We start from the raw sequence: 21,919 nt of genomic DNA, 5'->3' as shown, positions 1-21,919 counted from the left end.
GGCAAGGTTTGCTCGCGCTCCCACGAGTTCCGGCGGCGGTTATCTCAGGGCCATCTCTGGAGGCCTCACGCTGACCCGCAGTAACGCCGCGCGCCTGCCGGGGTTCTGCCAATTTCTCAGCATCATGCGGCGAGACAAAAAGATGCCCGGCAAAGCCGGGCATTGAATATCGAGACAACCCCAGGGAGAATAGGTCACTCGTCCTAACAGCTGCATTCAAGCATGCGATGCCGGGCGACGATTTGAGCTAGCGCAATAAATCGTAGATTAGTCTTTACCAGGAGTCAGGACGAGACCGTTCCTGCTCCAGGTCGCTTGGCACCATGCCATATGTCCTCAGCACGGTCATTTTCGTCCCCGGATGGCCGGTACGGACGACTGCCGCGGCACCCGCGTGGCCGAACGTCTTCCATAAATGCTTGGCGTGCTCAATCGCCGCGGCGGGGCTGGCGCACTTGGCCTGCTGGCCTGGAACGAGTTCGCCATCGGTCCGATCGTACGGCAGGGCAATGAAGTGCGCGATCTCGTCCATCGATGGCCCTTTCTCGTTCGGTCGACTTCACCCAGAAAATGATGGTTCGGAGGGGCTATCTTGATCTCCCTCGGCCCATTTCGCTTGATCCGGATCAAGGCGGAATGGCGCATTTTGTTGCTGTTGGTGGGGTCGAAAGGGAGCTTGCTTGCCATTGAGCTTCCTCCTCTCGAATATGGGCTGGCCAGGGCAATGGGAAACCTCGTGCACTTTCCGGCACCGCGTCGCGCGAACTGCGAACAGGAACAGGTGGCGTCAGGAGCGGACATTCGCCATTCCGTCCGCCAACTGTTGCTCGCAGCTTGAGGCTAGAGCCCGGCAGCGATGGCGATCCGCATCAATTCCGACATGCTGCGCGCATTGGTCTTGGCCATCAGGTTGGCACGGTAGACCTCGACCGTGCGTGGGCTGATGCCAAGATCGTGGGCGATCACTTTGTTGATCTTGCCCGCCACGAGCCCCCGCAGAACGTCACGTTCGCGCGGCGAGAGATCCACCAGGCGAGCCTCGGCCTCGCGCTTGACCGTACCGTCGGCGGGGGCCGCCGACTGCATTTGCAACGCTTCGCCGATTGCACGCAAGAGCGCCTCGTCCTCGAACGGTTTTTCGATGAAGTCAACCGCGCCTGCCTTCATCGCCTCGACCGCGAGTGCGACGTCTCCATGGCCAGTCATCAGAATGACGGGACATGCGACTGCGTCGGCCTTGAGTTTGCGGACCAATTCGAGGCCGCTCATGCCCGGCATACGGATATCAGATACAATGCAGTCGACTGTTCTGCCGGCGAGATGATCGAGAAAATCGGTTGCCGTCTCATAAGAGGTTACGGCAAAGCCGTTGACGTCAAGAAGGAAGGCCAGTGAGTCTCGCATAGCTGGATCATCGTCGATCACGAGAATTGTACGCCGCGTTGTCATGCTTCTTCTCCGTCCTCCGCGAACGGGAGGATGAACTGAAAAACCGTGCCGCCACCAGCGTTTGGCGTCACATCGATGCGTCCGCCATGGGATTCGATGATGGTCCGGCAGATCGAGAGGCCGACACCCATGCCATGCTCCTTGGTCGTGATAAAGGGCTGAAATAAACGGTCGGCGATATCGGGGCTAATGCCCGGGCCGGTATCGGCGATAGTGAACGTCGCAACACCGTTAGTGTTGGCGACGCCGACGGTCAATTCGCGGCGCGGGCCCGAGGCCATCGCCTCGATCGCGTTGCGAACCAGGTTGAGCACGACCTGCTGAATCTGGATTTTGTCAACGATGATCGGGGGCATGTCCCGGTCGCTGCGGATCGCCACCCGGACGCCCTGCTCCTTGGCGCCGAGCAGCGCTAATGCGACAGCCTCTTCGAGCAGGGTGGCCGGGCTCTCCAGGGACTGCTGGGTCTCGCCCTTCGCGACAAATTCGCGCAGACGCTTGATGATGTCGCCGGCCCGTAGGGCTTGCTGCGCGGCCCGCTCGAGCGCATCCCGAATGCGGGTAGCATCCGGTATTTCCGACGGCAGCAGCGCCTTCGCACCGCGCATGTAGTTCGTGATGGCTGACAGCGGCTGGTTGATCTCATGCGCGATTGAGGACGCCATCTCACCCATAGCGGTCAATCGCGACACATGAACCAGCTCGGACTGCAGCTCCTGAAGCCGCCTTTCCTGCGCCCGACGCTCGGTGAGATCGCGGATAAAGCCGGTGAAGAAGCGTTCTCCGCGTACCTTAGCCTCGCCGACGGCGAGCTCCATCGGAAACGTCGAGCCGTCACTCCGTTCTCCGACCACGATGCGGCCGATGCCGATGATGCGCCGTTCGCCGGTCGTAAGGTATCGCTCGAGATACCGGTCGTGCTCGCCGCGATACGGCTGTGGCATCAGACTCGAAACGTTCGTTCCGACGACCTGGTCCGCTTTCCAGCCAAACAGGCGCTCGGCTGCAGCGCTGAAGGAGCGAATAATGCCGTGGTCGTCGATGACAATCATCGCGTCAGGGACCGTGTCTAGGATCGACTGCAGATGGGCCTGGCGATTTCGCGCCTGATCGCTCTCCTTCAGTAGCCGGTCACCCATAAAGCCAAGGATCGGACCGAGGACAGCAAAACAGGCGATATCGATCAGATTCGCAGGCTCAGTGACCAGGCTCCTGCCGAGGAATTTGGCGCTGATGACGAGGCAGAGCAGGGTGGTGAGGATCGCCGGACCGCGGCCGCCGGCGAACGCGGCAAACAGCACGGCGGGGACAAAGATGATCGTGAAGGTCCGGTCTTCGAGATAGTTATCGAGCCCCGCGCGCACCGCGAATACGAGCGCGGCCGCTGCCGCGGCAGTGCCATAGCGGTACCAGATGCGGTCGGACATATTCCCCCGGCAAAGCCCTCAAATCCGCTTCGACAGTACAACGTTCAGGTACCTGAAGCCAACCGTCGCTCTGATGGGCACGTCTTCGGCGACCTTGACCAGGAATCTGCTCATTTGCCCCAAGCGCGCCAATGCGTCGGCTGCACCAGGATGCGTTCGACGGTCCCCGCCTTCATCCAGCCGCCCAGGATGCGGCGGCAGGGGAAGACGAGCTTGTGAATAGCGTTACCTTCGATGACGGCGAGCTCAAGGTCTCGATCGAAGGGGGCTGTCGCGACCCCCTTCCATGTCTCGCTGACGCCGGCCCTTGGGCGCTCTGGAGCGTCGGGTGCCGGCATGTCAGGCGGCCTTCTGAGTAGCCTCGTCGACACTGCCGGTCTTTCTAGCAAACAGGTTCAGCTCGATCGTGCCCAGCGAACGCGCGGTCTCGATCGCGTACGTCGCGTCGTTCGCGCCACGCGCGGTAACGCCCTTGGCCCAGTCCTGCAGCGCTGTGATCTTCTCGGCGACCGAGGCGGTAGAATTGAACCTGCGGAAGAGTTCCCAGGCCTCGTTCGCTTCGATTTGCATCTGCTCGAACCAGTGCCGGTTTGCCTCGACCAGTTTCTCCGAGAATTCCGACTGGACGGCCATCGCGCGCTTCGCATAGCTCTGGATGGCGTCGGAGACGGGCCGGGCTTCGCTGTGGTCTGTCATGTTCAACCTCCTTCGTTGAGGAAGGCTTTTCTTTCCACACGTCCGGCACTTGCGTGTTGATGTGCGTCAACTCGATAGCCTTCCGGATCGCACGGTTCTGGTGATCGAGTTAGCCGCGCTTGGGATCGACGACTGCGCCGGTTCGCAGGTTGATGAAGTGGATGCCATCACAAGCGGCGCAGGAGATCGAATGCAGATCGTCAGTCAGAGGTCCGGACGGGTCATCGGGAAGCAGGCCTTGGACGCGATCACCGGTAGTCGGACACGAGAAGATAATGGGGCGTAAAGCCGTTCTGTCTGCCATTTGCACAATCCTGACGGAGCGGCATCGTCTGGCGGGGCGCGCCGCGCCGCATTGATGCACGTCAAAAATCCGGTGCACGGTCGAGGCGGCGCCGGCGGCCTAGAACGGGCGACGGCGATGGTGCCGAGCAAGGCTGGATCCGGCCGGCTGGCTGAGCGAAGGCCGCTTTGCCTGCAAGATCATCCGGACGAAGGCCACGACAACGATCGCGAGCGCTCCGAGCGAGGCGAGCAGATTCTGCAGCATGATTTGTTCTCCTGACTAACTGCCAATACCTTCGATCTTTGATCATCGGTCGTGGCGCCTTGATTCCCGACAAGCGCGGGCATTGAGAAGGATCAAGATGAACGGGCCGATCATGTGCGAGCTTGCTGCGGGCATTGAAAGGAGAGCGGCAATGCGCGCACACCAGATTATGGCGAGACATCTCATTATTGTTGGAACCGAGACCTTAATTATCGAGGCCGCCAAGTTGATGCTGGATCATCATGTCAGCGGCCTACCGGTGGTCGATTCGGCTGGAAGATTGGTCGGAATCCTGTCGGAGAGCGACTTTTTGCGGCGAAGCGAGATCGGCACGCAACGTCGGCGTGGCCGCTGGCTTCAGTTCCTTCTCGGCCCCGGCTATGCAGCTGCGGACTTTGTCCACGAGCGCGGGCGGAAGGTCGGAGAGATCATGTCGTGTGATCCCGTTACCGTGACGGAAGAAGCGCCCCTGCCTGATCTTGTCGATCTCATGGAGAGGATGGGGGTCAAACGGCTGCCGGTGATGCGCGAGGGGCGCCTCGTTGGCCTCGTGACACGTGCCGATCTGCTGCGGGCAGTCGCGTCTATTGCGCACCAGATCCCGGATCCTACGGCGGATGACAAGCACATCCACGATCGCATCGTGCGAGTCCTCGACGGTGCAAATTGGTGTCCGCTCGGGCTGCAGGTCTCGGTGCGCAACGGCGAGGTGCACCTCCGTGGGGTCATCACGGACGAGCGGGCGAGGCAGGCTGCGATTGTCGCCGCGGAGAATGTCGCCGGCGTCAAGGAAGTGCACGATCATCTGTGCTACATCGACACCTATTCCGGCTTCTATATCCAATCCGCGGAAGACGAACGAGCAGCTGCAGCGAAAGCAGCAAAGGAGACGGCAGGATGATCGTTCGCCCCGCAATCGCTCTGATCCCGCTGATCGCGACTGCGGTGGTAAGCGCCGATGTCGTGGGCTTCGCCGCAACATTGATGACGATCTTTGTAATCGTGGGCTTCGCGGTCACTGCCGCAGGATGGACCGTCAATGGCAAGACGACGTCAATACCGGCAGTCCGGCCGTCATCCGCGGACTGGACATCTCACCACAGATAGCACCTCGTCCGGCCTGGTCTCAGTGCCCGATGATGAGAGCCAGACGTCGCGAAAGGCTCGTCGCTCGAGTTCCTGGCGGTCGAGGACGTTCAAGGCTCTGCTCGCCTTCGATATCCTCTACAATAGGACAGCCGCGCCTCAGAGCATTCCGTTGCGGCAGATCAATACGGGCGTCTCGCGCCAATGGCAGCATGAGCAAGGAATCAGCCCAAGCGAGGGTGCCATGACATCATTTGACGTTCGTTTCATCAAAACGGTTTGCGACGATACCGGCCACGAACATCGCGCCTGCCAGGCAGCGTTCAGGGTTGACGCTGTCTCGCTTTCCGCGGCTGCACAGCTGGCCGAGGCCGACTTCTGCAGACAGAAGGGCGTCCGCGACTGGACGATCTTTGCCGATTCCATGGAGCTTCGAACGCCGCCGGCTTTGCCGTCGGCCTGGGGCGGCTAGCGCCCCTTGGGCGGCCGTCGCGGTCGATTGGCGCGCTATCGCGTGCTTGATCGGTATCAAATCGACAATCGGGTCCTTCGGCTAGAGATGGAGAGCCAAAAGGGGGTGAGAAATGACCGACCGATCAGCTGGCAATAGCTCGCCGCAATTCAAGAATCTTCTCGCGCGCTTGCGAGCGTTTCTTGTGCGTCGACACGAATTCGATCTGTTGACCGCCAGGGAGATCGACGAGGTCGCGCACGAGCTGAATCTGCCGACGTCGGACCTTCGTGCGCTTGCCCGCGAGCAAGGTTCGCCGGAGTTGCTCAGCAAGCGTCTCGATCATGCAGGGTTGTCCGAGCAGACGCTCGCGTCGTCCCATTGCGATGTGTTGCGTGATCTGCAGCGAGTGTGCGGTCTATGCCGTGAGAAGGCTCGCTGCGCCGCGGATCTCGCGCGGGAAAGGCGGGCCAGTCCGGCACGATACTGTCCGAATGAACTGACCCTGACGGCGCTGAGCCGCGGCGCCAGCGGCGCTCGGCATGGCGCAGGAATTGATGCCGATCAAGTAGCTGGCGGCGAGATTGTAGTCTCCATGACGCCACCGCATCCAAAGAAAGCTTCCACATGACAAGTCCATCTTCCGTTTCAAAGTCGATGACGATGGGCGAAGCCGGCTTGACGTCTTCACTTGCGGTTTTTGCCTTCGTTAGCTTTCTGGGCGCGGCGATGGGGCACGATGCGGCGTTCAGTTTTCACGCGTCGCTTGCTTGTGCCGCCAGCCTGATCTCCGTGGTCATGATCGGCAATCGCTACCTTGACCGTCCTGCAGAATTGCCACCGGCGGAGATCGGCGGGCGCCCCAATTACAACCTTGGCCCGATCAAGTTCGCGTCCGCCATGGCGATGTTCTGGGGCATCGCGGGTTTCACTGTGGGTCTGATCATCGCCATGCAGCTGGCCTGGCCGGCGCTTAATTTCGATCTGCCCTGGACGACATTCGGCCGCCTGCGGCCGCTGCATACGTCGGCCGTGATCTTCGCGTTCGGCGGCAACGTCCTGATCGCAACGTCGTTTTATGTCGTGCAAAAGACCTGCCGCACTCGCCTTGCAGGCGACCTGTCGCCCTGGTTCGTCGTGGTCGGCTACAACTTCTTCATCCTGATCGCCGGCACCGGCTACCTGCTCGGCGTGACCCAGTCGAAGGAATACGCCGAGCCGGAATGGTACGCCGACTTCTGGCTGACGATCGTCTGGGTGACGTATCTGCTCGTGTTCCTGATGACGCTGGTAAAGCGCAAGGAGCCGCATATCTTCGTCGCCAACTGGTTTTACCTGGCGTTCATCATCACGATCGCGGTGCTGCATCTCGGCAACAATCCCGCGCTGCCGGTTTCCTTCCTCGGCTCGAAGTCCTACATCGCCTGGGGCGGTGTGCAGGATGCGATGTTCCAGTGGTGGTACGGCCACAACGCGGTCGGGTTCTTCCTGACCGCCGGCTTCCTGGCAATCATGTACTACTTCATTCCGAAGCGGGCGGAGCGTCCGGTCTATTCATACCGGCTTTCGATCATCCATTTCTGGGCGCTGATCTTCCTCTACATTTGGGCCGGCCCGCATCATCTGCACTACACGGCGCTGCCGGACTGGGCGCAGACGCTCGGCATGACGTTCTCGATCATGCTCTGGATGCCGTCCTGGGGCGGCATGATCAACGGCCTGATGACGCTGTCGGGAGCGTGGGACAAGCTGCGCACCGATCCCGTGCTGCGCATGATGGTGGTGTCGGTCGCCTTCTACGGCATGTCGACCTTCGAAGGCCCGATGATGTCGATCAAGGTGGTCAACTCGTTGAGCCACTATACCGACTGGACCATCGGCCATGTGCATTCCGGCGCATTGGGCTGGGTCGGATTCGTCTCCTTCGGCGCGCTCTACTGCCTGATCCCCTGGCTGTGGAATCGCCAGCTCTACAGCCTGAAGCTGGTCAACTGGCACTTCTGGATCTCAACCATCGGCATCGTGCTCTACATTTCCGCGATGTGGGTGTCGGGAATCCTGCAGGGTCTGATGTGGCGTGCCTACACCTCGCTCGGTTTCCTCGAATACTCCTTCATCGAATCTGTCGAGGCCATGCATCCCTTCTACATCATCCGCGCAGCGGGCGGCGCGCTGTTCCTGGTCGGCGCCCTGATCATGGCCTTCAATCTCTGGATGACGGTCAATGCCGGCCAAGCCAGCGAAACCGAGGGCGCCGGCGCTCTCCAGCCTGCCGAATAGGTCACGCAATGTCCTTCTGGAATCGACACAAGATCTTTGAGAAGAACTCGATCATCCTGATCGCCGGCATTCTCGTCGTCATTGCGATCGGCGGGCTGGTCGAGATCACGCCGCTGTTCTATCTGAAGAGCACGATCGAGGCGGTCGACGGCGTGCGGCCCTATACGCCGCTCGAGCTCGCCGGGCGCAACATCTATGTCCGCGAGGGCTGCTATCTCTGCCATTCGCAGATGATTCGACCGCTGCGCGACGAGGTCGAACGCTATGGCCACTATTCGCTCGCGGCCGAGAGCATGTACGACCATCCATTCCAGTGGGGCTCCAAGCGCACCGGACCGGATCTTGCGCGGGTCGGCGGCAAGTACTCCGACGATTGGCACGTCACTCACCTGATCAATCCGCGTTCGATCGTTCCGCAGTCGGTGATGCCCGGGTACCCGTCGCTCGCGAAGACGGAACTCGATCCGTCCGACGTCGCGGCTCATCTGCGGACGAATCGCGCGGTCGGCGTACCCTATACCGACGAGCAGATCGCCAACGCGGTCGCCGATCTCAAAGCGCAGGTCGATCCCGACAGCCCCGGCTCCGATCCGTTTCAGAAGCGCTATCCGAAGGCCCTGGTCCGCAACTTCGACGGCAAGGCCGGCAATCCGACCGAGCTCGACGCCCTGATCGCCTATCTTCAGATGCTCGGCACGCTCGTCGACTTCAAGCTCTACAACGAAAAAGCCAATCTGCGCTGAGGGCACGAGCATGAAAGCGATCATTCACGTCGAGAATTTCGCATCAAGCCTGGTCGGCACGCTCTGGACGCCGATCTTCGTTGGAATCTTCATCGCCATCGTCGCCTACGCACTGTGGCCCCGCAACAAATCTCTCTTCGACGCCGCAGCCCGGATGCCGCTGCGGGAGGACTGACCGATCATGAGCGAGCATAATGAGATCGACCGCGTTTCCGGCCGCAGCACGACCGGTCATGAGTGGGACGGCATCAAGGAACTGAACACGCCGCTGCCGCGGTGGTGGGTCCTGACTTTCTATGCAACGATCGTCTGGGCGATCGGTTACTGGGTCGTCTATCCGGCCTGGCCGCTGGTCTCGGGCTACACCACCGGTCTGTTCCAGTATTCCACCCGCGCCAGTGTCGCGACCGACCTGGCCGATCTCGAGAAGCTGCGTGGCGAGAAGATGGCGGTGCTCGGCAATGCGTCGCTGGCCGACATCGAGAAGGATCCTGCTCTGCTGGCGCTGGCGCGCGCCCGCGGCAAGACCGTGTTCGCCGACAATTGCGCGCCCTGCCACGGCAGCGGCGGCGCGGGTGCAAAGGGCTATCCGAACCTGAACGACGACGACTGGCTGTGGGGCGGCTCGCTTGACCAGATCATGCAGACGATCCAGTTCGGCGCGCGCTCCGGACACGCAAAGACCCATGAAGGCCAGATGCTCGCATTCGGCCGCGACGGCGTCCTCAAGAAGGACGAGATCGTGACCGTCGCCAACTATGTGCGCTCGCTTTCCGGCCTTTCCACCGCGCCGAAGTTCGATGCCGCCGCCGGCAAGAAGCTATTCACCGAAAACTGCACCAGCTGCCACGGCGACAACGGCAAGGGCAACCCGGAGCTCGGCGCGCCGAACCTGACCGACCAGATCTGGCTCTATGGCTCCGACGAGGGGGCGCTGGTCGAGACGATCACCAACGGCCGCGCCGGCGTGATGCCGGCCTGGGTCGGCCGTCTGGATCCGGTCACCGTCAAGGCGCTGGCGGTCTATGTGCACTCATTAGGCGGCGGCAAATAGCTGCCGCCGCGAGGCCGTCCGGGATCATTGACCGAGGTCAAACCCGGACCTGGTGCAGGGATGTAGGTTTCAACCAGCCTCATTCGAGCAACCCATGAACAAGCCCGTGCCGCCTGCTGAACTCATGACCGACGAAGACGGGCCGCTCTACGCGCCTCGCAAGAAGGTGTACCCGCAGAGCGTATCCGGCCGGTTCCGCTCGATCAAGTGGCGGCTGATGGCCGTCTGCCTCGGCGTCTACTATCTGCTGCCCTTCGTACGCTGGCATCGGGGTCTCGGCGCGCCCGACCAGGCGGTCCTGATCGACTTCCCAAACCGACGCTTCTATTTCTTCTTCATCGAGCTGTGGCCGCAGGAAATCTACTATTTCACCGGTCTTTTGGTGCTCGCAGCTCTCGCCTTGTTTCTGATGAACGCACTGGGTGGCCGGATCTGGTGCGGCTATCTCTGCCCGCAGACGGTCTGGACGGATCTTTTCTATGCGGTCGAGCGGCTGGTCGAAGGTGACCGCCGCGCCCAGATCAAGGCCGACGCTGGCCCAATGACCGCAAAGCGCGCCGGTCGCCGTGCATTGAAGCACGCAATCTGGCTGATGATCGCCTGGTGGACCGGTGGCGCCTGGGTGCTCTACTTCGCCGATGCGCCGACCTTGGTGCGCGATCTTGCGACTCTTCGGGCGCCGGCGGTCGCCTATGTCTGGATCGCGATGCTGACCGCGTCGACCTATTTGCTGGCCGGCTATATGCGCGAGCAGGTCTGCGTCTACATGTGCCCGTGGCCGCGGATTCAAGCCGCACTGACCGACGAATGGGCACTCAACGTCACATACAAATACGATCGCGGTGAGCCGCGTTGCTCGGTCAAGAAGGCGTTCGACATTCGCTCGCTCGGCGAGAAGGCCGGCGATTGCATCGATTGCAACCAGTGCGTTGCCGTATGCCCGACCGGGATCGACATTCGCGATGGTGCGCAGCTTGGCTGCATCCAGTGCGGCCTGTGCATCGATGCCTGTGACGCCGTCATGACCAAGGTCAGCCGCAAGGCCGGTTTGATCGGATACGATAACGATATCAACGTTCAGCGGCGCGTCGCCGGCAAGCAGGAGATTTTCAAGCCCGTTCGCGCCCGTACCGTCGTCTACGCCAGCCTGATCACCGTAGTCTGCGCCGTGATGCTTTACGCGTTGATGTCGCGAACCCTGCTCGACGTCAACGTGCTGCACGACCGCAATCCGATCGCGGTGCGTCTCAGCGACGGCGCGATCCGCAATGGATACACACTGCGCTTCCTCAACAAGCGCGGTTTTGATCGTGTGATCGCGATCGATGTCGATGGACCCGCCGAAGCGAAGCTACACGTCATCGGTTCGGACTCCGTGACGCCAGATCGGCCGATGATCGTTCTTGCGCGTGACACCACCACCGAACTGCGCGTGCTGGTGACGACGCCCTTCGATGAAAAAGCGGAAAAGTCGGTGCCGGTCACATTCCGCGTCACTGATATCGGTCTCGGAGAGGTCGCCTCCGCGACCGACCACTTCGTCCTTCCCTAAGCACGGAATTTCATCATGGCAGTCTCAAGTCAAGCCGCGCGACCTATCACCGGACGTTTCGTCCTGGTCACGACGGTCGCGTTCTTTGCCGTCGTCATCGGCGTGAACATGGTCATGATGCGCCTTGCCATTACGACTCTTCCGGGCACCGAGGTCGACAGCGCATACAGCGCCAGCCTCGCCTATCAGCGCGAGATCGACGCGGCCAGACAGCAGAACGAGCGCGACTGGCGGGTCCGGGCGCATATCGACCGGCGGCTTGACGGCAGCGCTGCAATCGCGCTGGAGGCGCGTGACCACGCCGGAGCGCCGCTGACGGGACTGAGTTTCCTCGCTCGGCTCGAGCGGCCGATCGATCATCGCGCAGACCGGGCGATCGAGATCACCGAGGCCGAGGGTGGGAGCTATAGCGGCCGCGCCGAGGGCGTCGCCGCGGGGCAGTGGGACCTCGTCATAGAGGGCGACGCTGACGGCGGCCGCATGTTCCTGTCGAAGAATCGAATCCTGCTGAACTGAAGGTGGATCCTATGCAGGCGGATATCGACTTCTCTCACTATCTGAAGACCACGGGCGTCGGGCTCATCCATCTCGATCTCGCAGTCGAAGGCATCAATTGCGCGGGCTGCATGGCCAAGATCGAGCGCAATTTGTCAACCATACCGGACGTCACCTCGGCCCGCGTGAACCTGACGAACAGTCGCCTTGCACTGGAATGGAAGGCGGGTGCTCTTGACCCGGCGCTGTTCGTAAGCCGTCTCGCGGAGCTCGGCTACAAGGCCTATCCCTTCGAGCGGAATGATGCCGAAATCCAGGAAGCCCGGCGTGCGCAAGCCCTGTTGCGCCGATTGGGTGTCGCCGCCTTTGCGGCGATGAACGTCATGATGCTGTCGGTCCCGGTATGGTTCGGCAACGTCTCCGACATGCTGCCGGAGCAGCGCGACTTCTTCCACTGGCTGTCGGCGCTGATCGTGCTGCCGGCGGCCGCTTACTCGGCGCAGCCCTTCTTCTCGTCGGCGTTGTCAGCGCTGCGGGCGCGCGGCGTCAACATGGACGTGCCGATCAGCATCGGCATCGTGCTCGCGCTGGCGACCTCGGTGATCGAGACCGTAAACCACGCCGAACATGCCTATTTCGATGCCGCGATCATGCTGATCGCGTTTCTGCTTGCCGGTCGTTATCTCGACCAGAACATGCGGCGGCGCACTCGCGCCTTTGCCGGCAACCTGGCTGCCCTCAAGGCGGAGACGGCGACGAAGTTCGTCGGTCCGACCGAGATCAAAACAGTCCCGGCAGCCGCGATCCGCCCCGGCGACATCGTTCTGCTGCGGCCCGGAGAGCGCTGCGCGGTCGATGGCAATGTGATCGAGGGCCGCTCGGAGGTCGATCAGAGCCTGATCACGGGCGAAACCTTACCGGCGATAGCCACGCCCGGCACCGCGGTGTTCGCCGGCACTCTGGTCCGTTCAGGCACATTGCGCATCCGCGCGTCCGCGGCTTCGGGCGGCACGTTGCTCGACGAAATATCCCGGCTGCTCGATCACGCGCTGCAGGCGCGCTCGCGCTACCTTCGCCTGGCGGAGCGGGCATCGCGGCTCTATGCCCCCATTGTCCACGCGACCGCATTTCTCGCGATGCTCGGCTGGTTGGCCTATGGCGCGAGTTTTCACGATTCGATCGTGACCGCGATTGCGGTCCTGATCATCACCTGTCCCTGCGCGCTGGGGCTTGCCGTTCCGGCCGTGCAGACCGTTGCATCCGGTGCGCTGTTCAGTTCAGGTGTGCTGCTCAACGCTGGCGATGCGATCGAGCGTATCGCTGAGATCGATCGGGTGATCTTCGACAAGACAGGGACGTTGACGCTGCCCGAGCTTGATGTCGCCAATCTCGCGGACATTCCAGACGATGTCTTGAAGATTGCAGGCCGGCTGGCACTCTCGAGCCGTCATCCGGTCGCTGCCGCCGTTGCGCGCAGGGCGGGCGTCGCCTCACCGTTGCCCGACATCCAGGAAGAACCAGGCCAGGGCGTGCACGGCTTTCATGAGGGGCGTCCGATCCGACTGGGCCGCCCGTCATTCTGTGGCGCGGACAACTTGGCCAACGAGATTCTGTGCCGCGATCCGGAGGCTTCCGTCGTCGCATTCAGCCACGGCGAGAGCAAATATGCCTTCGCAGTCCGGCAGAGGCTACGGCCGGACGCGGCCGAGGTGGTGGCAGGGCTGGCGCGCATGGGCATCGCCGTCGAGATCGTGTCCGGGGATCGCGAACCTGCGGTCCGGCTGACGGCCGAAGTGCTCGGCGTGCATGAATGGCGCGCCGAGGTGTCTCCGGTCGACAAGATCGACCGGATCGACGAGCTGGCGCGCCAGGGCTGCAAAGTTCTGATGGTCGGCGATGGCCTGAACGATGCGCCGGCTCTTGCTGCGGCACACGCTTCGATGTCGCCCGTTACGGCCACGCACATGAGTCAAGCGATCGCCGATGCGGTCTTTCTTGGCGAGCGTCTTGCGCCGGTGCTGGCAGCGGTCAAGGTGTCGCGCCAGGCGCTGCGGCTGATGCGGCAAAATCTCTGGCTTGCTGTCGTCTACAACGTGCTGGCGGTACCGATCGCGATCGCCGGCCTAGTCACGCCGCTGATCGCCGCCGCGGCCATGTCAGGCTCTTCAGTGATCGTGATGTTCAATGCACTGCGAGCACGAACGAGGGAAGCGGCCTGATGGAAGTTCTGGTCATTCTGGTCCCGTTAGCGCTCGCGCTTGGCTTTGCCGGGCTGCTCGGCTTTCTCTGGTCACTCAAGAGTGGACAGTATGACGACCTCGATGGCGCAGCCTGGCGTGCCATCACCGACGATGAGCCCGTCAGTGGTCAAGGCCGGTCCAAGTAATGAAAGTACAGCAATGAAGCCGCCGATGCGATCGTGAGCGCCGTGCAGGCGAGCGCAAGCACCAGTGTCCAGTCTGTCTGCCGCAATCGCGGTGTCCGCGACCACAGGAGCAGGACTGAGACCAGCCGGTTGATGACGCCAAACCGCGCCATCGTCAGCAGCAGCACGTCGGAAGCACGTCAGGCTGCCAATGGCGCCAGTGTGTCGCCGACACGATAACAGGCTGCATCGTGGCGGCGTCCAGCCACCCCTCGGTGTGGCGGATGCAGGGGACGCCGAGCGGCTGACGTTCGCCATCAATCATTGCAAGCTCGATCACGCAACCGAATGGCGCCGACGCGATGTCGTGCCATCCCAAAAGGGTGAGCCGGCGAAACCGTGATGTGAATGTGTGGCGCACGCAAGCCTCCGGTCGATGTTCCGCTTTGTCGCACGTGTAGCAGGTCACGCGATTGACGTGGCTCAAAGTCTGCGGTGCGGACGGCGAGGGGGCCGTTGACGCAGCACAATCCACCAAGCGGGAGAACTGCATATTCTTGAGGTGCCCACGGCAAAGGAAATCCGGAGCAAACGCCACGGAGCGTTACCGGCCGGGTTGACGGAGATCAACTCAAGACCCGCGGCGACGCGATTAACTCTCATCGCGCAGTATCGTGCCAGATCTCGCTGACATCCGCTGAACAAGGAAGACGTCCATGGCGACGATGCAGAGGTTAACGGGTTATCGAGGCCCAGCACTGTTCTCCTACGGCTTTCGGCCGTTCTTTCTGTTCGGCGCCATCTACGCCGGCGCAATCGTTCCATTGTGGATGGCGGTTTTCTATGGGGATGTCAGCCTTCCAACCGCGTTGGCGCCACGGGACTGGCACGTGCATGAGATGCTGTTCGGTTACGTGGGTGCGGTGATAGCAGGTTTCCTCCTGACCGCCGTTCCGAACTGGACAGGGCGCCTCCCGATCCAGGGCGGTCCGCTCGGCGCTCTGTTCGCCATCTGGCTTGCCGGAAGACTGGCCGCGACATTCTCAGGCATCATCGGCTGGCAATTCGCGCTTGCGATCGACGCTACGTTCTGGCTGTTGCTCGCCGCCGCAGCCGCCCGCGAGATCATCGCTGGACGAAAGTGGGGCAATCTGAAACTGGTCGGCATCGTATCGCTGCTTGCGGCCACCAACATCGCTTTCCATATCGAAGCACATTTCAATGGCATTGCGGACTATTCAGCGCGGGCGGGTGTTGGTCTTGTCGTTACGCTGATTTGTGTGATCGGAGGGAGGATCGTTCCGAGCTTTACACGCAACTGGCTCTCGCGCCAGAAGCCGGGCCGGCTGCCTGTTCCCTTCGGCCGCTTCGACGCGGCGGCGGTCGCTATCGGTGCGAGCGCGATGGGTGCATGGGCTGTGGTTCCTTCCGGTCGCGCGGTCGCAGGCGCCCTGGGAGTTGCTGGAGTGCTCCACGTCATCCGCCTTGCTCGCTGGGCCGGCCATCGAACGATATCGGACCGGCTGGTCCTGATCCTCCATGTTGCCTACGCGTTCGTGCCTGTCGGGTTTTTCCTGACGGCGCTATCGTCGCTAGACCTCGTCGCCCCCAGCGCGGGTATCCATGCCTGGACCGGTGGTGCGATCGGCTCAATGACGATCGCGGTGATGACACGAGCGTCGCTCGGTCATACGGGGCAGGAGCTCTCGGCATCCATGGCTACTCAAGCCGTTTACGCCTCGGTCAGCATCGCAGCGCTGGCGCGGATATGCGCGGCTGTCGATCCGACCTACTCAATCCCGCTATTAATGGTCGCTGGTGTCGAATGGACGAGTGCATTTCTCGGATTCGCGCTGATCTATGCTCCGGCCCTGTGTCGCGCACGCAGGTTCTGAGTCCACCGGCTGTAAAAAGCTCACTATGGGCGCGGAGGAGGCAGTGATGAAGAATGCGGTTGGAAGGGACTACGGTCCAGTTGCAAAGACACTGCACTGGCTGAGCGTTCTCTTCGTCGCACTCGCATGGGCCTTGGGAACGTTCGGAGAGGAATTGTCCGAGGGATCAAGGCGGGAGACCGGACTGATAGCGCATGTTTGGACCGGTCTTATCGTACTGTTGCTCGTCGCGGTGCGGATACCGTGGCGCGTTGCAAATCCGCCACCGAAGTCCAGTCCTACCGAATTCGGCAAATGGCTGATCGAATGGACGGATCCGGCAGCGCGGATCATGCACTACCTCCTTTACGTCTTGTTGGTGGCTGTACCGCTTGTTGGGATCGCATTTCTCTTCGCGCGAGGACATTCGCTCTCGCTGTTTGGCTTCTTGGAAATCCCGTCACCGTGGAGTGCCGACCGAGCGCTCGCACGGAAACTAAAGGAAGTTCACGAAGTTCTCGGCAACCTGCTCGTTATCCTGGCGCTGTTTCACATGATGGCGGCACTGCTGCATCATTGGGTTTTTGGAGACAATACGTTGAGGCGGATGCTGCTGCACTTTCGTAGTCCAAACGCGCATTGATTTCAGGGGGAGACGGACTCGAAGGCCTTTCGGGCCGTCGGAGCGGCCGGGCAATCGTTCCCCGCAAGGAACAAGGTGTACTGCACGACTTGGCGGTAGTAGTGCCGGCTGCACTCAGGGCGCGCTCAAATCGAAACTGAAGTTTCGACGTGTTCAACCTTCTTGATCGTTCTTACCGTCAATAGGCGAAGTAGCCGTGCCTGCCCGGTTGCAAGACGGATCAAAGGCTTGACTTGGTGCCGTTCCGCTTCAGCTTCTTGCTCCAGTCGTAGAATAGGCGCTCTTAAGGCAGCGAAGGTCTCTTCGGCGGCGTCGCTAAATAGCGAATCTTTGTGATCGGTTAGGTTAGGGCAGAAGCGACCTCCGCCCAATCCTGGGGTAATAGAGCCTTGAAGGCTGCCGGGAAGAAATCGCGGTAAGCTGGTATCGCATGAAAGTCCCCCCGATTGGTTCAGATTTCGACTACGCAATGATTGATGTCGCCTCCTCGCCGGTGCTGATAGTGAGAAGACGTGAGGTGGTGAGCGTGAAAGTACTAGCGGTGAAGTTGATCGCTTTCATTTCGAAATCCGTTCGTAAGTGATTGATCTTCCTTCTCTATCCGCTCTTTAGAGGCCAAGTCATTGAAATGATTGGGATTGCAATAGGACTCTTAATCAGCGGCGCGGTCCGAATCAGTTATGCAGCAAGCTTAGGAAGCTCCTGTTCAATCAATCGCAATAATCGGGTGTTGCGCCTCCCCGCAACCAAAGTTGAAAATGGAAACCCAGCAATCTCAACGGATTGCTGGGTTTTTGCTTTTCGGTCTTAAGCAGCCGCATCAACAAATCCAATTGCTTAGCTCGATAGGTTCAAATCAACCCGCAACCAATTGGAGAGTGCGAAGCGCCACGGACGATCAGTGCCAATGGCGTAGGTCCTCGCTACCAAAAAAAGAGAGTGATCGCTGACGCGCAATCGTCATCCCTTCAATTCCGAAGGCTGGCCCGTCTGTTAGTGCCGTGCGGCCCGAACGAAGCCCCGTGCGGCGTGCCGCGCGAGTATCCTGACGAAGGCGACGGGGCGCGCATCCGTTCCTATCGACAATACGAAATCGCGCTGCTCGTGCGCTCTGCCGATATTCAATCGAGCAGGAAGCGTCTGACTTCCTCGGCAACCGTGCGACCTTCCGTCTCAAGCGCAAAGTGCCCGGTGTCCAGAAGGACAATTCGTGCTGCGGGAATGTCCCGCCGAAACGCTTCGGCGCCCTCCGGGGCGAAGAATGGGTCGTTCCTGCCCCAGGCGGCCAGCAGCCGTGGCTGATGCTGACGGAAGAATGCCTGATAGAGCGGATAGCGTTCGATGTTGCGCTTATAGTCCAGCTTGAGGTCGATCTGCAGATCGGCATTTCCGGGGCGGGCCAGAACCGCCGCATCAAGCGTGTAGGACTCCGGCTCAATAATGGATGGATCGGCCACGCCGTGGAAGTAAGCTTGCTTGACCCCCTCGAGCGTCATGCGGGAGCGAATGGGCTCCCGTTTGTCGGGGCTTGGGCTGACCCAGTAGGCTCGCAGCGGATCCCAGGCTTCCTTCCTCAATCCCTCGACGTACGCGTTGCCGTTCTGGCTGATGATCCCTGCAACACGCTCCGGATATGTCAGCGCGAGGTCCCAACCCACCGGTGCACCGTAGTCGAAGACATAGAGCACGTAGCGCGTAAGCTCCAAGACGTCGACGAACGCTGCGATCGTGCGCGAGAGGGATTCGAAGTCATGCCGATAGTTTCGCTCGGCGGGGATTTGCGTGAAGCCGAACGAGGGTAGATCCGGCGCGATCAGCCGAAATCGATCGGCGAGCTGTGGCATCAGATGACGAAAGTAGAAGGAGGAATTCGCAAAGCCGTGCTTGAGTTTACCGCAAAGCCACCGACAGGATCCGCGATCTTGCGCCAATTTCATCGCGCAAGCTGTGGTTTTTCGCTGTTGGTTTGGAGGATGGTTCTTCCACCGCCGTTCTGTTCTCAGCATCTGTGGTCGAAGCGGCAGTATTAGAACTGCGAGTAACGCGATAAAGGGAGTTGCGGACAGTTCTGCGATCTCAGCATAGCCCATCTGCCTGGGTTGAGAATGCCGCAGGAGATGCTGGAGGCGACGATTGAGATGGCGAAGCAGGCCGACAAGTGCACATGCTTCTCACCAGCGAGCGCATTCCGGCGTCGTGTGCCTTAGGCGCCAGCGATCAGTGAGGCGATATCTGAGAGCGGACGTCGGCCGAAGTCTTTCGCGAGCTCGCCTATGATCTTGCTTCTCAGGTCGTGGTGAAAGTGCTTGCGCATCTCCCCCAAGGTTCTGGGGTCAGAGACAACGACCAAGTGCTCTATTGTCCCGTCCATGCTGAGCTTGTTCAGGAAAGCCGCGGTTGCCGCTGCAAAGTCCTCTTCGATGAACCGCCTGCCATCGGGGTTGGCGGAGCCGGTATGGTGCCGTGCACCTGAGCCTGCGTGGAGGTGCGCGGGCGGAGCTGCCGTGATCTCGACCAAGTGCACCCCAGGTTTCACGCCTGTATTGTGGAACATGCGAAACGTCTCGCCGTCAGCGACGGCAACTGTCGTACCGGCAGGTAGAATCATCGAAAGATCTCCTGTTCATCCGGCGAGCTATGACACTTGCACGCCGAGCGCCCCACTGCGTGTTTTCGATGAGCCCCTGTCGGTCGAACGAATGGTCGAGGCGGAGGGGATCATGAGCTCCCTCGCTGAACCGGTCTCCAGGTGTTCGCGCTGGCCAAGATGGCGCCAAAGCTGTCGCGGGATTCACCAACGTGAAACATCCCGCCGTTAGGGGAGGGCGTGTACGCGATCTCCGTGCCGACGATCGTGCTGGGGAGCCCGGCTCTGTGCGCGCGCGGGAGCAGCAGACGCATGCGTGTGCCGGCACCGCGCTTGCTCTCTGTACAGACCACGCCGCCTCGTTCTTCAGCGAAGCGCCGGACCTGGGAAAGGCCGGTGCCATGGCCCGTGGCCCTTGTTGTGAAGTCCGAGGTCAAGGCCTGCGATAGGATCCTCTCAGGCATGCCGTCCCCATCGTCGGCGGCAACGATCTCGACGAATTCCCCGGACGCGTCGGCGGAAGGCTCGACGTTGTGCGCCTTGACGGTGATCGTGCCGCCTCTCGGCATGGCATCCGCCGAGACTTGGCAAAGGTCCAGCAAGGCGAAGTATAGCTCCTCCGGGTCGGCATTGAAGGCCCATAGGTCAGGGGCGATCTCGGCGCGCACCGTGATGTGCAGAGGCAACGTCCAGTCAAGCGCACTTGCGATCGTTGCGAGGCGAGTGCCTGTGACAAACCCGTCGATCGACTCGGCGCCTGCTTGCTCGGCATCGAGGAACTGCCGGCTGGACATCGCGCCTCGCGCGATCGCCTGCTGCATTTTCGCAAGGATGGCCTTTCGGCGCGCGGCATCGGTCTGGCACTCGAGCAGCCGCAGGCCGCTGTCGATCACGGCGAGGAGGTTGTCGATGTTGTGGACGAGGAACTGCGCCACGTCGGGCATGATGCTCGCGATATCCCGCCTGCGAGGGGTGGCCACGCCGCGCGCATCAGACGGCACGCTGGCGCGGCACAAAATCCCCGAGACCTCGCCGTTGGGGCCGACGAGCGGGATCTCCGCGTACCTGGACGCGATGAGACCGCTACCGCCGTCGCGAACGTCTCGCACTCGTGCGCTAAACGCATGCTGCACTCCGAGCGCGACGCCAGCGCGGTCCGCGAGCACGACAACATCCTCCAGCAGCCGGCCTTCGACAGGGCCGGATAATGAAACGCCAATCGTCTCTCTGATTTGCATATCGGACCTCCTGGCTTGCAATCGTGCAGCGGAACTGCGACTTCGGCCCGCATAAGGGACGACGTAGGTCGAAGTCTGAGTCCATGATGGTCGAAAGGAAAATCACCTCTCGCCATGGAGTCGATAGCCGACCGTTATCGGATTGTCTGAAAGACGCTTGGCTAGCCGGAGTGGGCTCGTTCGCGCGGACTCTTCGACGCCCGACCGACCTGGGCTGATCTCAGGCTCCCGAACCACTGCCGGAGTAGCTGGCCTCGGTTGCGCGAGTCCGATGCGGCAGACCTCCGGCCATCATAACGCGCGGCTATCGACTTCATGGCGTGACGTCACTTCCCATTCACAATGTGGAATTCCATGCTTCGACGGCGCCGCGCTGATCCGGCTCGCAACACCACGATCGACTATGTCGCAGCACTCTGGGAGTGAGATACGATCATGTTTTCAGTGATTTTCGAGCTCCTCCCCAACAAGGGGAGTTGGGATGACTACCTCGACAGCGCCAAGATGTTGCGCCCCGAACTGGAGCAAGTCGAGGGCTTCGTCGACAACATCCGCTACAAGAGCCTGACCCGCGAGGGCTGGACCCTCTCGCTTTCGAGCTGGCGGGACGAGAAGTCGCTCGTCCGCTGGCGGACTCGCATGCGCCATCACGAGCTCCAGCAGAAGGGCCGGGACGAAATCTTCGCAGATTATCACCTCCGCGTCGGCCAGATCACCGGTGACAATCAGGTGCCTGCCGGGTACGCCCTCACGGAGCAGCGGCTCGACGAGACCGAAGTCGGGGAGGGAACGACGGTCACGCTGATCAACGCGACGCGCCCCGCGGAGTGGAAGCAGACCGACAACCCGTATGACTGCGCCGAGTGGCTCGGCCTAAACCCGTGGGCGGCCGACAGCACGTCCTGGGACATCTGCGACGCCATGCTCACGCCTGGCGATCTGATTCTGCTCATATCCTGGAAGAACCACGCTGCGGCGCAGGCCTACGAGGACACTTTCGCACCGAATGACAATGCGAGGGTCCGGAAAGTGCGGATCGTGCGCGACTACGGGAAACACGACCGCCGCGAAGCGCCTCAATACTACGCAGATGCCAAAGGCGGTGAGACGCTCCGCGCCTGACGCCATGCGCCGGAAAGGGCCGGCCGGCCGCGTAGTTAGATGATCCGGGCGAACGCACGACGCCTACAACGGCGTCGACTGCACGCCGCACGGCAACGCGTCCGAATTGAGCCTTTTCCTCGTTCACCCAACCCTTCACCATGTCGGCTCTCAGAGATTCCTGAAGGCGTGTCCGTGCGTCCAAATCAACAGCCAGGTCATTCAAACGGGGGCACGCAAGTAGCATCTAGGCCGCATGATTGCGGCGTGCCTCGTCACGTCGCGGAGCGCAAAGGCTCATCAGCACAGACAACCGCATCTTGACGGA

Annotated in this window: 26 protein-coding genes; 16 read left to right on the top strand and 10 right to left on the bottom strand. The window is 61.4% G+C overall.

Annotated elements, in window-relative coordinates:
• Positions 1-274 precede the first annotated feature (274 nt).
• Positions 275-532, bottom strand: a complete 258-nt coding sequence (locus tag ACVWYP_RS41700; RefSeq protein WP_018268778.1) for a hypothetical protein — start codon at positions 530-532, stop codon at positions 275-277.
• A gap of 60 nt (positions 533-592) precedes the next feature.
• On the opposite strand from ACVWYP_RS41700, the gene ACVWYP_RS41695 reads away from it, so the two are divergent.
• A complete protein-coding gene (locus ACVWYP_RS41695) occupies positions 593-838 on the top strand; it encodes a hypothetical protein (protein WP_129964723.1) in 246 nt (81 codons plus the stop codon).
• Positions 839-840: 2 nt separating this feature from the next.
• Here the strand turns inward: ACVWYP_RS41695 and fixJ are convergent, their stop codons facing one another.
• The 5 genes from fixJ to ACVWYP_RS41670 all read right to left on the bottom strand — a co-directional run bounded on the left by fixJ (position 841) and on the right by ACVWYP_RS41670 (position 4,122).
• Positions 841-1,449, bottom strand: a complete 609-nt coding sequence (fixJ, locus tag ACVWYP_RS41690) for a response regulator FixJ (protein WP_129964722.1) — start codon at positions 1,447-1,449, stop codon at positions 841-843.
• Complete coding sequence (locus ACVWYP_RS41685) at positions 1,446-2,876, bottom strand: PAS domain S-box protein (RefSeq protein ID WP_028339990.1); 1,431 nt, start codon at positions 2,874-2,876, stop codon at positions 1,446-1,448. Before ACVWYP_RS41685 ends, fixJ begins: the two co-directional genes overlap by 4 nt.
• Before the next feature lie 110 nt (positions 2,877-2,986).
• Entirely contained in the window at positions 2,987-3,214 is a 228-nt protein-coding gene (locus ACVWYP_RS41680) for a hypothetical protein (RefSeq protein WP_035631256.1), read from the bottom strand.
• A 1-nt stretch (position 3,215) separates the two neighbouring features.
• Positions 3,216-3,572, bottom strand: a complete 357-nt coding sequence (locus ACVWYP_RS41675; protein ID WP_028339991.1) for a hypothetical protein — start codon at positions 3,570-3,572, stop codon at positions 3,216-3,218.
• Positions 3,573-3,975: 403 nt separating this feature from the next.
• Positions 3,976-4,122: a hypothetical protein gene (locus ACVWYP_RS41670; RefSeq protein ID WP_155258422.1), complete on the bottom strand. Its 147-nt coding sequence runs from the start codon at positions 4,120-4,122 to the stop codon at positions 3,976-3,978.
• A gap of 151 nt (positions 4,123-4,273) precedes the next feature.
• On the opposite strand from ACVWYP_RS41670, the gene ACVWYP_RS41665 reads away from it, so the two are divergent.
• The 12 genes from ACVWYP_RS41665 (at position 4,274) to ccoS (ending at position 14,169) form a co-directional block, all read left to right on the top strand.
• Complete coding sequence (locus ACVWYP_RS41665; protein ID WP_028339993.1) at positions 4,274-5,023, top strand: CBS domain-containing protein; 750 nt, start codon at positions 4,274-4,276, stop codon at positions 5,021-5,023.
• Complete coding sequence (locus tag ACVWYP_RS41660) at positions 5,020-5,229, top strand: hypothetical protein (RefSeq protein ID WP_129964721.1); 210 nt, start codon at positions 5,020-5,022, stop codon at positions 5,227-5,229. Before ACVWYP_RS41665 ends, ACVWYP_RS41660 begins: the two co-directional genes overlap by 4 nt.
• Before the next feature lie 151 nt (positions 5,230-5,380).
• A complete protein-coding gene (locus tag ACVWYP_RS41655) occupies positions 5,381-5,680 on the top strand; it encodes a hypothetical protein (RefSeq protein WP_244980974.1) in 300 nt (99 codons plus the stop codon).
• 112 nt (positions 5,681-5,792) lie between these two features.
• Positions 5,793-6,290, top strand: a complete 498-nt coding sequence (locus ACVWYP_RS41650; protein WP_155258423.1) for a hypothetical protein — start codon at positions 5,793-5,795, stop codon at positions 6,288-6,290.
• 26 nt (positions 6,291-6,316) lie between these two features.
• Entirely contained in the window at positions 6,317-7,939 is a 1,623-nt protein-coding gene (gene ccoN, locus ACVWYP_RS41645) for a cytochrome-c oxidase, cbb3-type subunit I (protein ID WP_028339996.1), read from the top strand.
• Between the two features lie 8 nt (positions 7,940-7,947).
• Positions 7,948-8,682, top strand: a complete 735-nt coding sequence (gene ccoO, locus ACVWYP_RS41640; protein WP_028339997.1) for a cytochrome-c oxidase, cbb3-type subunit II — start codon at positions 7,948-7,950, stop codon at positions 8,680-8,682.
• Between the two features lie 10 nt (positions 8,683-8,692).
• On the top strand, positions 8,693-8,857 hold the full coding sequence (locus ACVWYP_RS41635) for a cbb3-type cytochrome c oxidase subunit 3 (RefSeq protein ID WP_016845468.1): 165 nt from the start codon (positions 8,693-8,695) through the stop codon (positions 8,855-8,857).
• Positions 8,858-8,863: 6 nt separating this feature from the next.
• A complete protein-coding gene (gene ccoP, locus ACVWYP_RS41630; RefSeq protein WP_028339998.1) occupies positions 8,864-9,736 on the top strand; it encodes a cytochrome-c oxidase, cbb3-type subunit III in 873 nt (290 codons plus the stop codon).
• Between the two features lie 94 nt (positions 9,737-9,830).
• Positions 9,831-11,288, top strand: a complete 1,458-nt coding sequence (ccoG, locus tag ACVWYP_RS41625; RefSeq protein WP_028339999.1) for a cytochrome c oxidase accessory protein CcoG — start codon at positions 9,831-9,833, stop codon at positions 11,286-11,288.
• A 15-nt stretch (positions 11,289-11,303) separates the two neighbouring features.
• Positions 11,304-11,804 carry a FixH family protein gene (locus ACVWYP_RS41620; RefSeq protein WP_028340000.1) on the top strand — a complete coding sequence of 167 codons (501 nt, stop codon included), beginning with the start codon at positions 11,304-11,306 and terminating at the stop codon, positions 11,802-11,804.
• A gap of 11 nt (positions 11,805-11,815) precedes the next feature.
• Positions 11,816-14,002, top strand: coding sequence for a heavy metal translocating P-type ATPase (locus tag ACVWYP_RS41615; RefSeq protein ID WP_028340001.1), 2,187 nt, complete (start codon positions 11,816-11,818; stop codon positions 14,000-14,002).
• Entirely contained in the window at positions 14,002-14,169 is a 168-nt protein-coding gene (gene ccoS, locus ACVWYP_RS41610; RefSeq protein ID WP_028340002.1) for a cbb3-type cytochrome oxidase assembly protein CcoS, read from the top strand. The genes ACVWYP_RS41615 and ccoS overlap by 1 nt, the downstream gene beginning before the upstream one ends.
• Before the next feature lie 154 nt (positions 14,170-14,323).
• On the opposite strand, the gene ACVWYP_RS41605 is transcribed toward ccoS, so the two are convergent.
• Positions 14,324-14,569 (bottom strand): hypothetical protein, encoded by a 246-nt coding sequence (locus tag ACVWYP_RS41605; RefSeq protein ID WP_129964719.1) that lies wholly within the window; start codon positions 14,567-14,569, stop codon positions 14,324-14,326.
• Positions 14,570-14,864: 295 nt separating this feature from the next.
• On the opposite strand from ACVWYP_RS41605, the gene ACVWYP_RS41600 reads away from it, so the two are divergent.
• Both ACVWYP_RS41600 and ACVWYP_RS41595 read left to right on the top strand, forming a co-directional pair.
• Complete coding sequence (locus tag ACVWYP_RS41600; protein ID WP_028340003.1) at positions 14,865-16,043, top strand: NnrS family protein; 1,179 nt, start codon at positions 14,865-14,867, stop codon at positions 16,041-16,043.
• Between the two features lie 46 nt (positions 16,044-16,089).
• Positions 16,090-16,665 (top strand): cytochrome b, encoded by a 576-nt coding sequence (locus tag ACVWYP_RS41595; RefSeq protein WP_063607072.1) that lies wholly within the window; start codon positions 16,090-16,092, stop codon positions 16,663-16,665.
• Positions 16,666-17,786: 1,121 nt separating this feature from the next.
• On the opposite strand, the gene ACVWYP_RS41590 is transcribed toward ACVWYP_RS41595, so the two are convergent.
• The 3 genes from ACVWYP_RS41590 to ACVWYP_RS41580 form a co-directional block, all read right to left on the bottom strand.
• Complete coding sequence (locus ACVWYP_RS41590) at positions 17,787-18,602, bottom strand: alpha/beta fold hydrolase (protein ID WP_051447950.1); 816 nt, start codon at positions 18,600-18,602, stop codon at positions 17,787-17,789.
• 266 nt (positions 18,603-18,868) lie between these two features.
• Positions 18,869-19,273 (bottom strand): baeRF12 domain-containing protein, encoded by a 405-nt coding sequence (locus tag ACVWYP_RS41585; RefSeq protein ID WP_028341929.1) that lies wholly within the window; start codon positions 19,271-19,273, stop codon positions 18,869-18,871.
• Positions 19,274-19,383: 110 nt separating this feature from the next.
• On the bottom strand, positions 19,384-20,490 hold the full coding sequence (locus ACVWYP_RS41580; protein ID WP_304497304.1) for an ATP-binding protein: 1,107 nt from the start codon (positions 20,488-20,490) through the stop codon (positions 19,384-19,386).
• 435 nt (positions 20,491-20,925) lie between these two features.
• Here ACVWYP_RS41580 and ACVWYP_RS41575 point away from each other — a divergent pair, with 435 nt between their 5' ends.
• On the top strand, positions 20,926-21,612 hold the full coding sequence (locus ACVWYP_RS41575) for an antibiotic biosynthesis monooxygenase family protein (protein WP_304497303.1): 687 nt from the start codon (positions 20,926-20,928) through the stop codon (positions 21,610-21,612).
• Positions 21,613-21,919 lie beyond the last annotated feature (307 nt).

This window comes from Bradyrhizobium sp. USDA 3262 (assembly GCF_054060035.1).
This window is presented reverse-complemented; position numbering and strand designations above follow the sequence as displayed.

Bases quoted from the DNA above. Each gene is read 5' to 3' on its own strand.
- ACVWYP_RS41700 (WP_018268778.1), bottom strand. From the start codon at position 532: ATGGACGAGATCGCGCACTTCATTGCCCTGCCGTACGATCGGACCGAT.
- fixJ (WP_129964722.1), bottom strand. From the start codon at position 1,449: ATGACAACGCGGCGTACAATTCTCGTGATCGACGATGATCCAGCTATG.
- ACVWYP_RS41685 (WP_028339990.1), bottom strand. From the start codon at position 2,876: ATGTCCGACCGCATCTGGTACCGCTATGGCACTGCCGCGGCAGCGGCC.
- ACVWYP_RS41680 (WP_035631256.1), bottom strand. From the start codon at position 3,214: ATGCCGGCACCCGACGCTCCAGAGCGCCCAAGGGCCGGCGTCAGCGAG.
- ACVWYP_RS41675 (WP_028339991.1), bottom strand. From the start codon at position 3,572: ATGACAGACCACAGCGAAGCCCGGCCCGTCTCCGACGCCATCCAGAGC.
- ACVWYP_RS41670 (WP_155258422.1), bottom strand. From the start codon at position 4,122: ATGCTGCAGAATCTGCTCGCCTCGCTCGGAGCGCTCGCGATCGTTGTC.
- ACVWYP_RS41665 (WP_028339993.1), top strand. From the start codon at position 4,274: ATGCGCGCACACCAGATTATGGCGAGACATCTCATTATTGTTGGAACC.
- ACVWYP_RS41660 (WP_129964721.1), top strand. From the start codon at position 5,020: ATGATCGTTCGCCCCGCAATCGCTCTGATCCCGCTGATCGCGACTGCG.
- ACVWYP_RS41650 (WP_155258423.1), top strand. From the start codon at position 5,793: ATGACCGACCGATCAGCTGGCAATAGCTCGCCGCAATTCAAGAATCTT.
- ccoN (WP_028339996.1), top strand. From the start codon at position 6,317: ATGACGATGGGCGAAGCCGGCTTGACGTCTTCACTTGCGGTTTTTGCC.
- ccoO (WP_028339997.1), top strand. From the start codon at position 7,948: ATGTCCTTCTGGAATCGACACAAGATCTTTGAGAAGAACTCGATCATC.
- ACVWYP_RS41635 (WP_016845468.1), top strand. From the start codon at position 8,693: ATGAAAGCGATCATTCACGTCGAGAATTTCGCATCAAGCCTGGTCGGC.
- ccoP (WP_028339998.1), top strand. From the start codon at position 8,864: ATGAGCGAGCATAATGAGATCGACCGCGTTTCCGGCCGCAGCACGACC.
- ccoG (WP_028339999.1), top strand. From the start codon at position 9,831: ATGAACAAGCCCGTGCCGCCTGCTGAACTCATGACCGACGAAGACGGG.
- ACVWYP_RS41620 (WP_028340000.1), top strand. From the start codon at position 11,304: ATGGCAGTCTCAAGTCAAGCCGCGCGACCTATCACCGGACGTTTCGTC.
- ACVWYP_RS41615 (WP_028340001.1), top strand. From the start codon at position 11,816: ATGCAGGCGGATATCGACTTCTCTCACTATCTGAAGACCACGGGCGTC.
- ccoS (WP_028340002.1), top strand. From the start codon at position 14,002: ATGGAAGTTCTGGTCATTCTGGTCCCGTTAGCGCTCGCGCTTGGCTTT.
- ACVWYP_RS41600 (WP_028340003.1), top strand. From the start codon at position 14,865: ATGGCGACGATGCAGAGGTTAACGGGTTATCGAGGCCCAGCACTGTTC.
- ACVWYP_RS41595 (WP_063607072.1), top strand. From the start codon at position 16,090: ATGAAGAATGCGGTTGGAAGGGACTACGGTCCAGTTGCAAAGACACTG.
- ACVWYP_RS41590 (WP_051447950.1), bottom strand. From the start codon at position 18,602: ATGAAATTGGCGCAAGATCGCGGATCCTGTCGGTGGCTTTGCGGTAAA.
- ACVWYP_RS41585 (WP_028341929.1), bottom strand. From the start codon at position 19,273: ATGATTCTACCTGCCGGTACGACAGTTGCCGTCGCTGACGGCGAGACG.
- ACVWYP_RS41580 (WP_304497304.1), bottom strand. From the start codon at position 20,490: ATGCAAATCAGAGAGACGATTGGCGTTTCATTATCCGGCCCTGTCGAA.
- ACVWYP_RS41575 (WP_304497303.1), top strand. From the start codon at position 20,926: ATGTTTTCAGTGATTTTCGAGCTCCTCCCCAACAAGGGGAGTTGGGAT.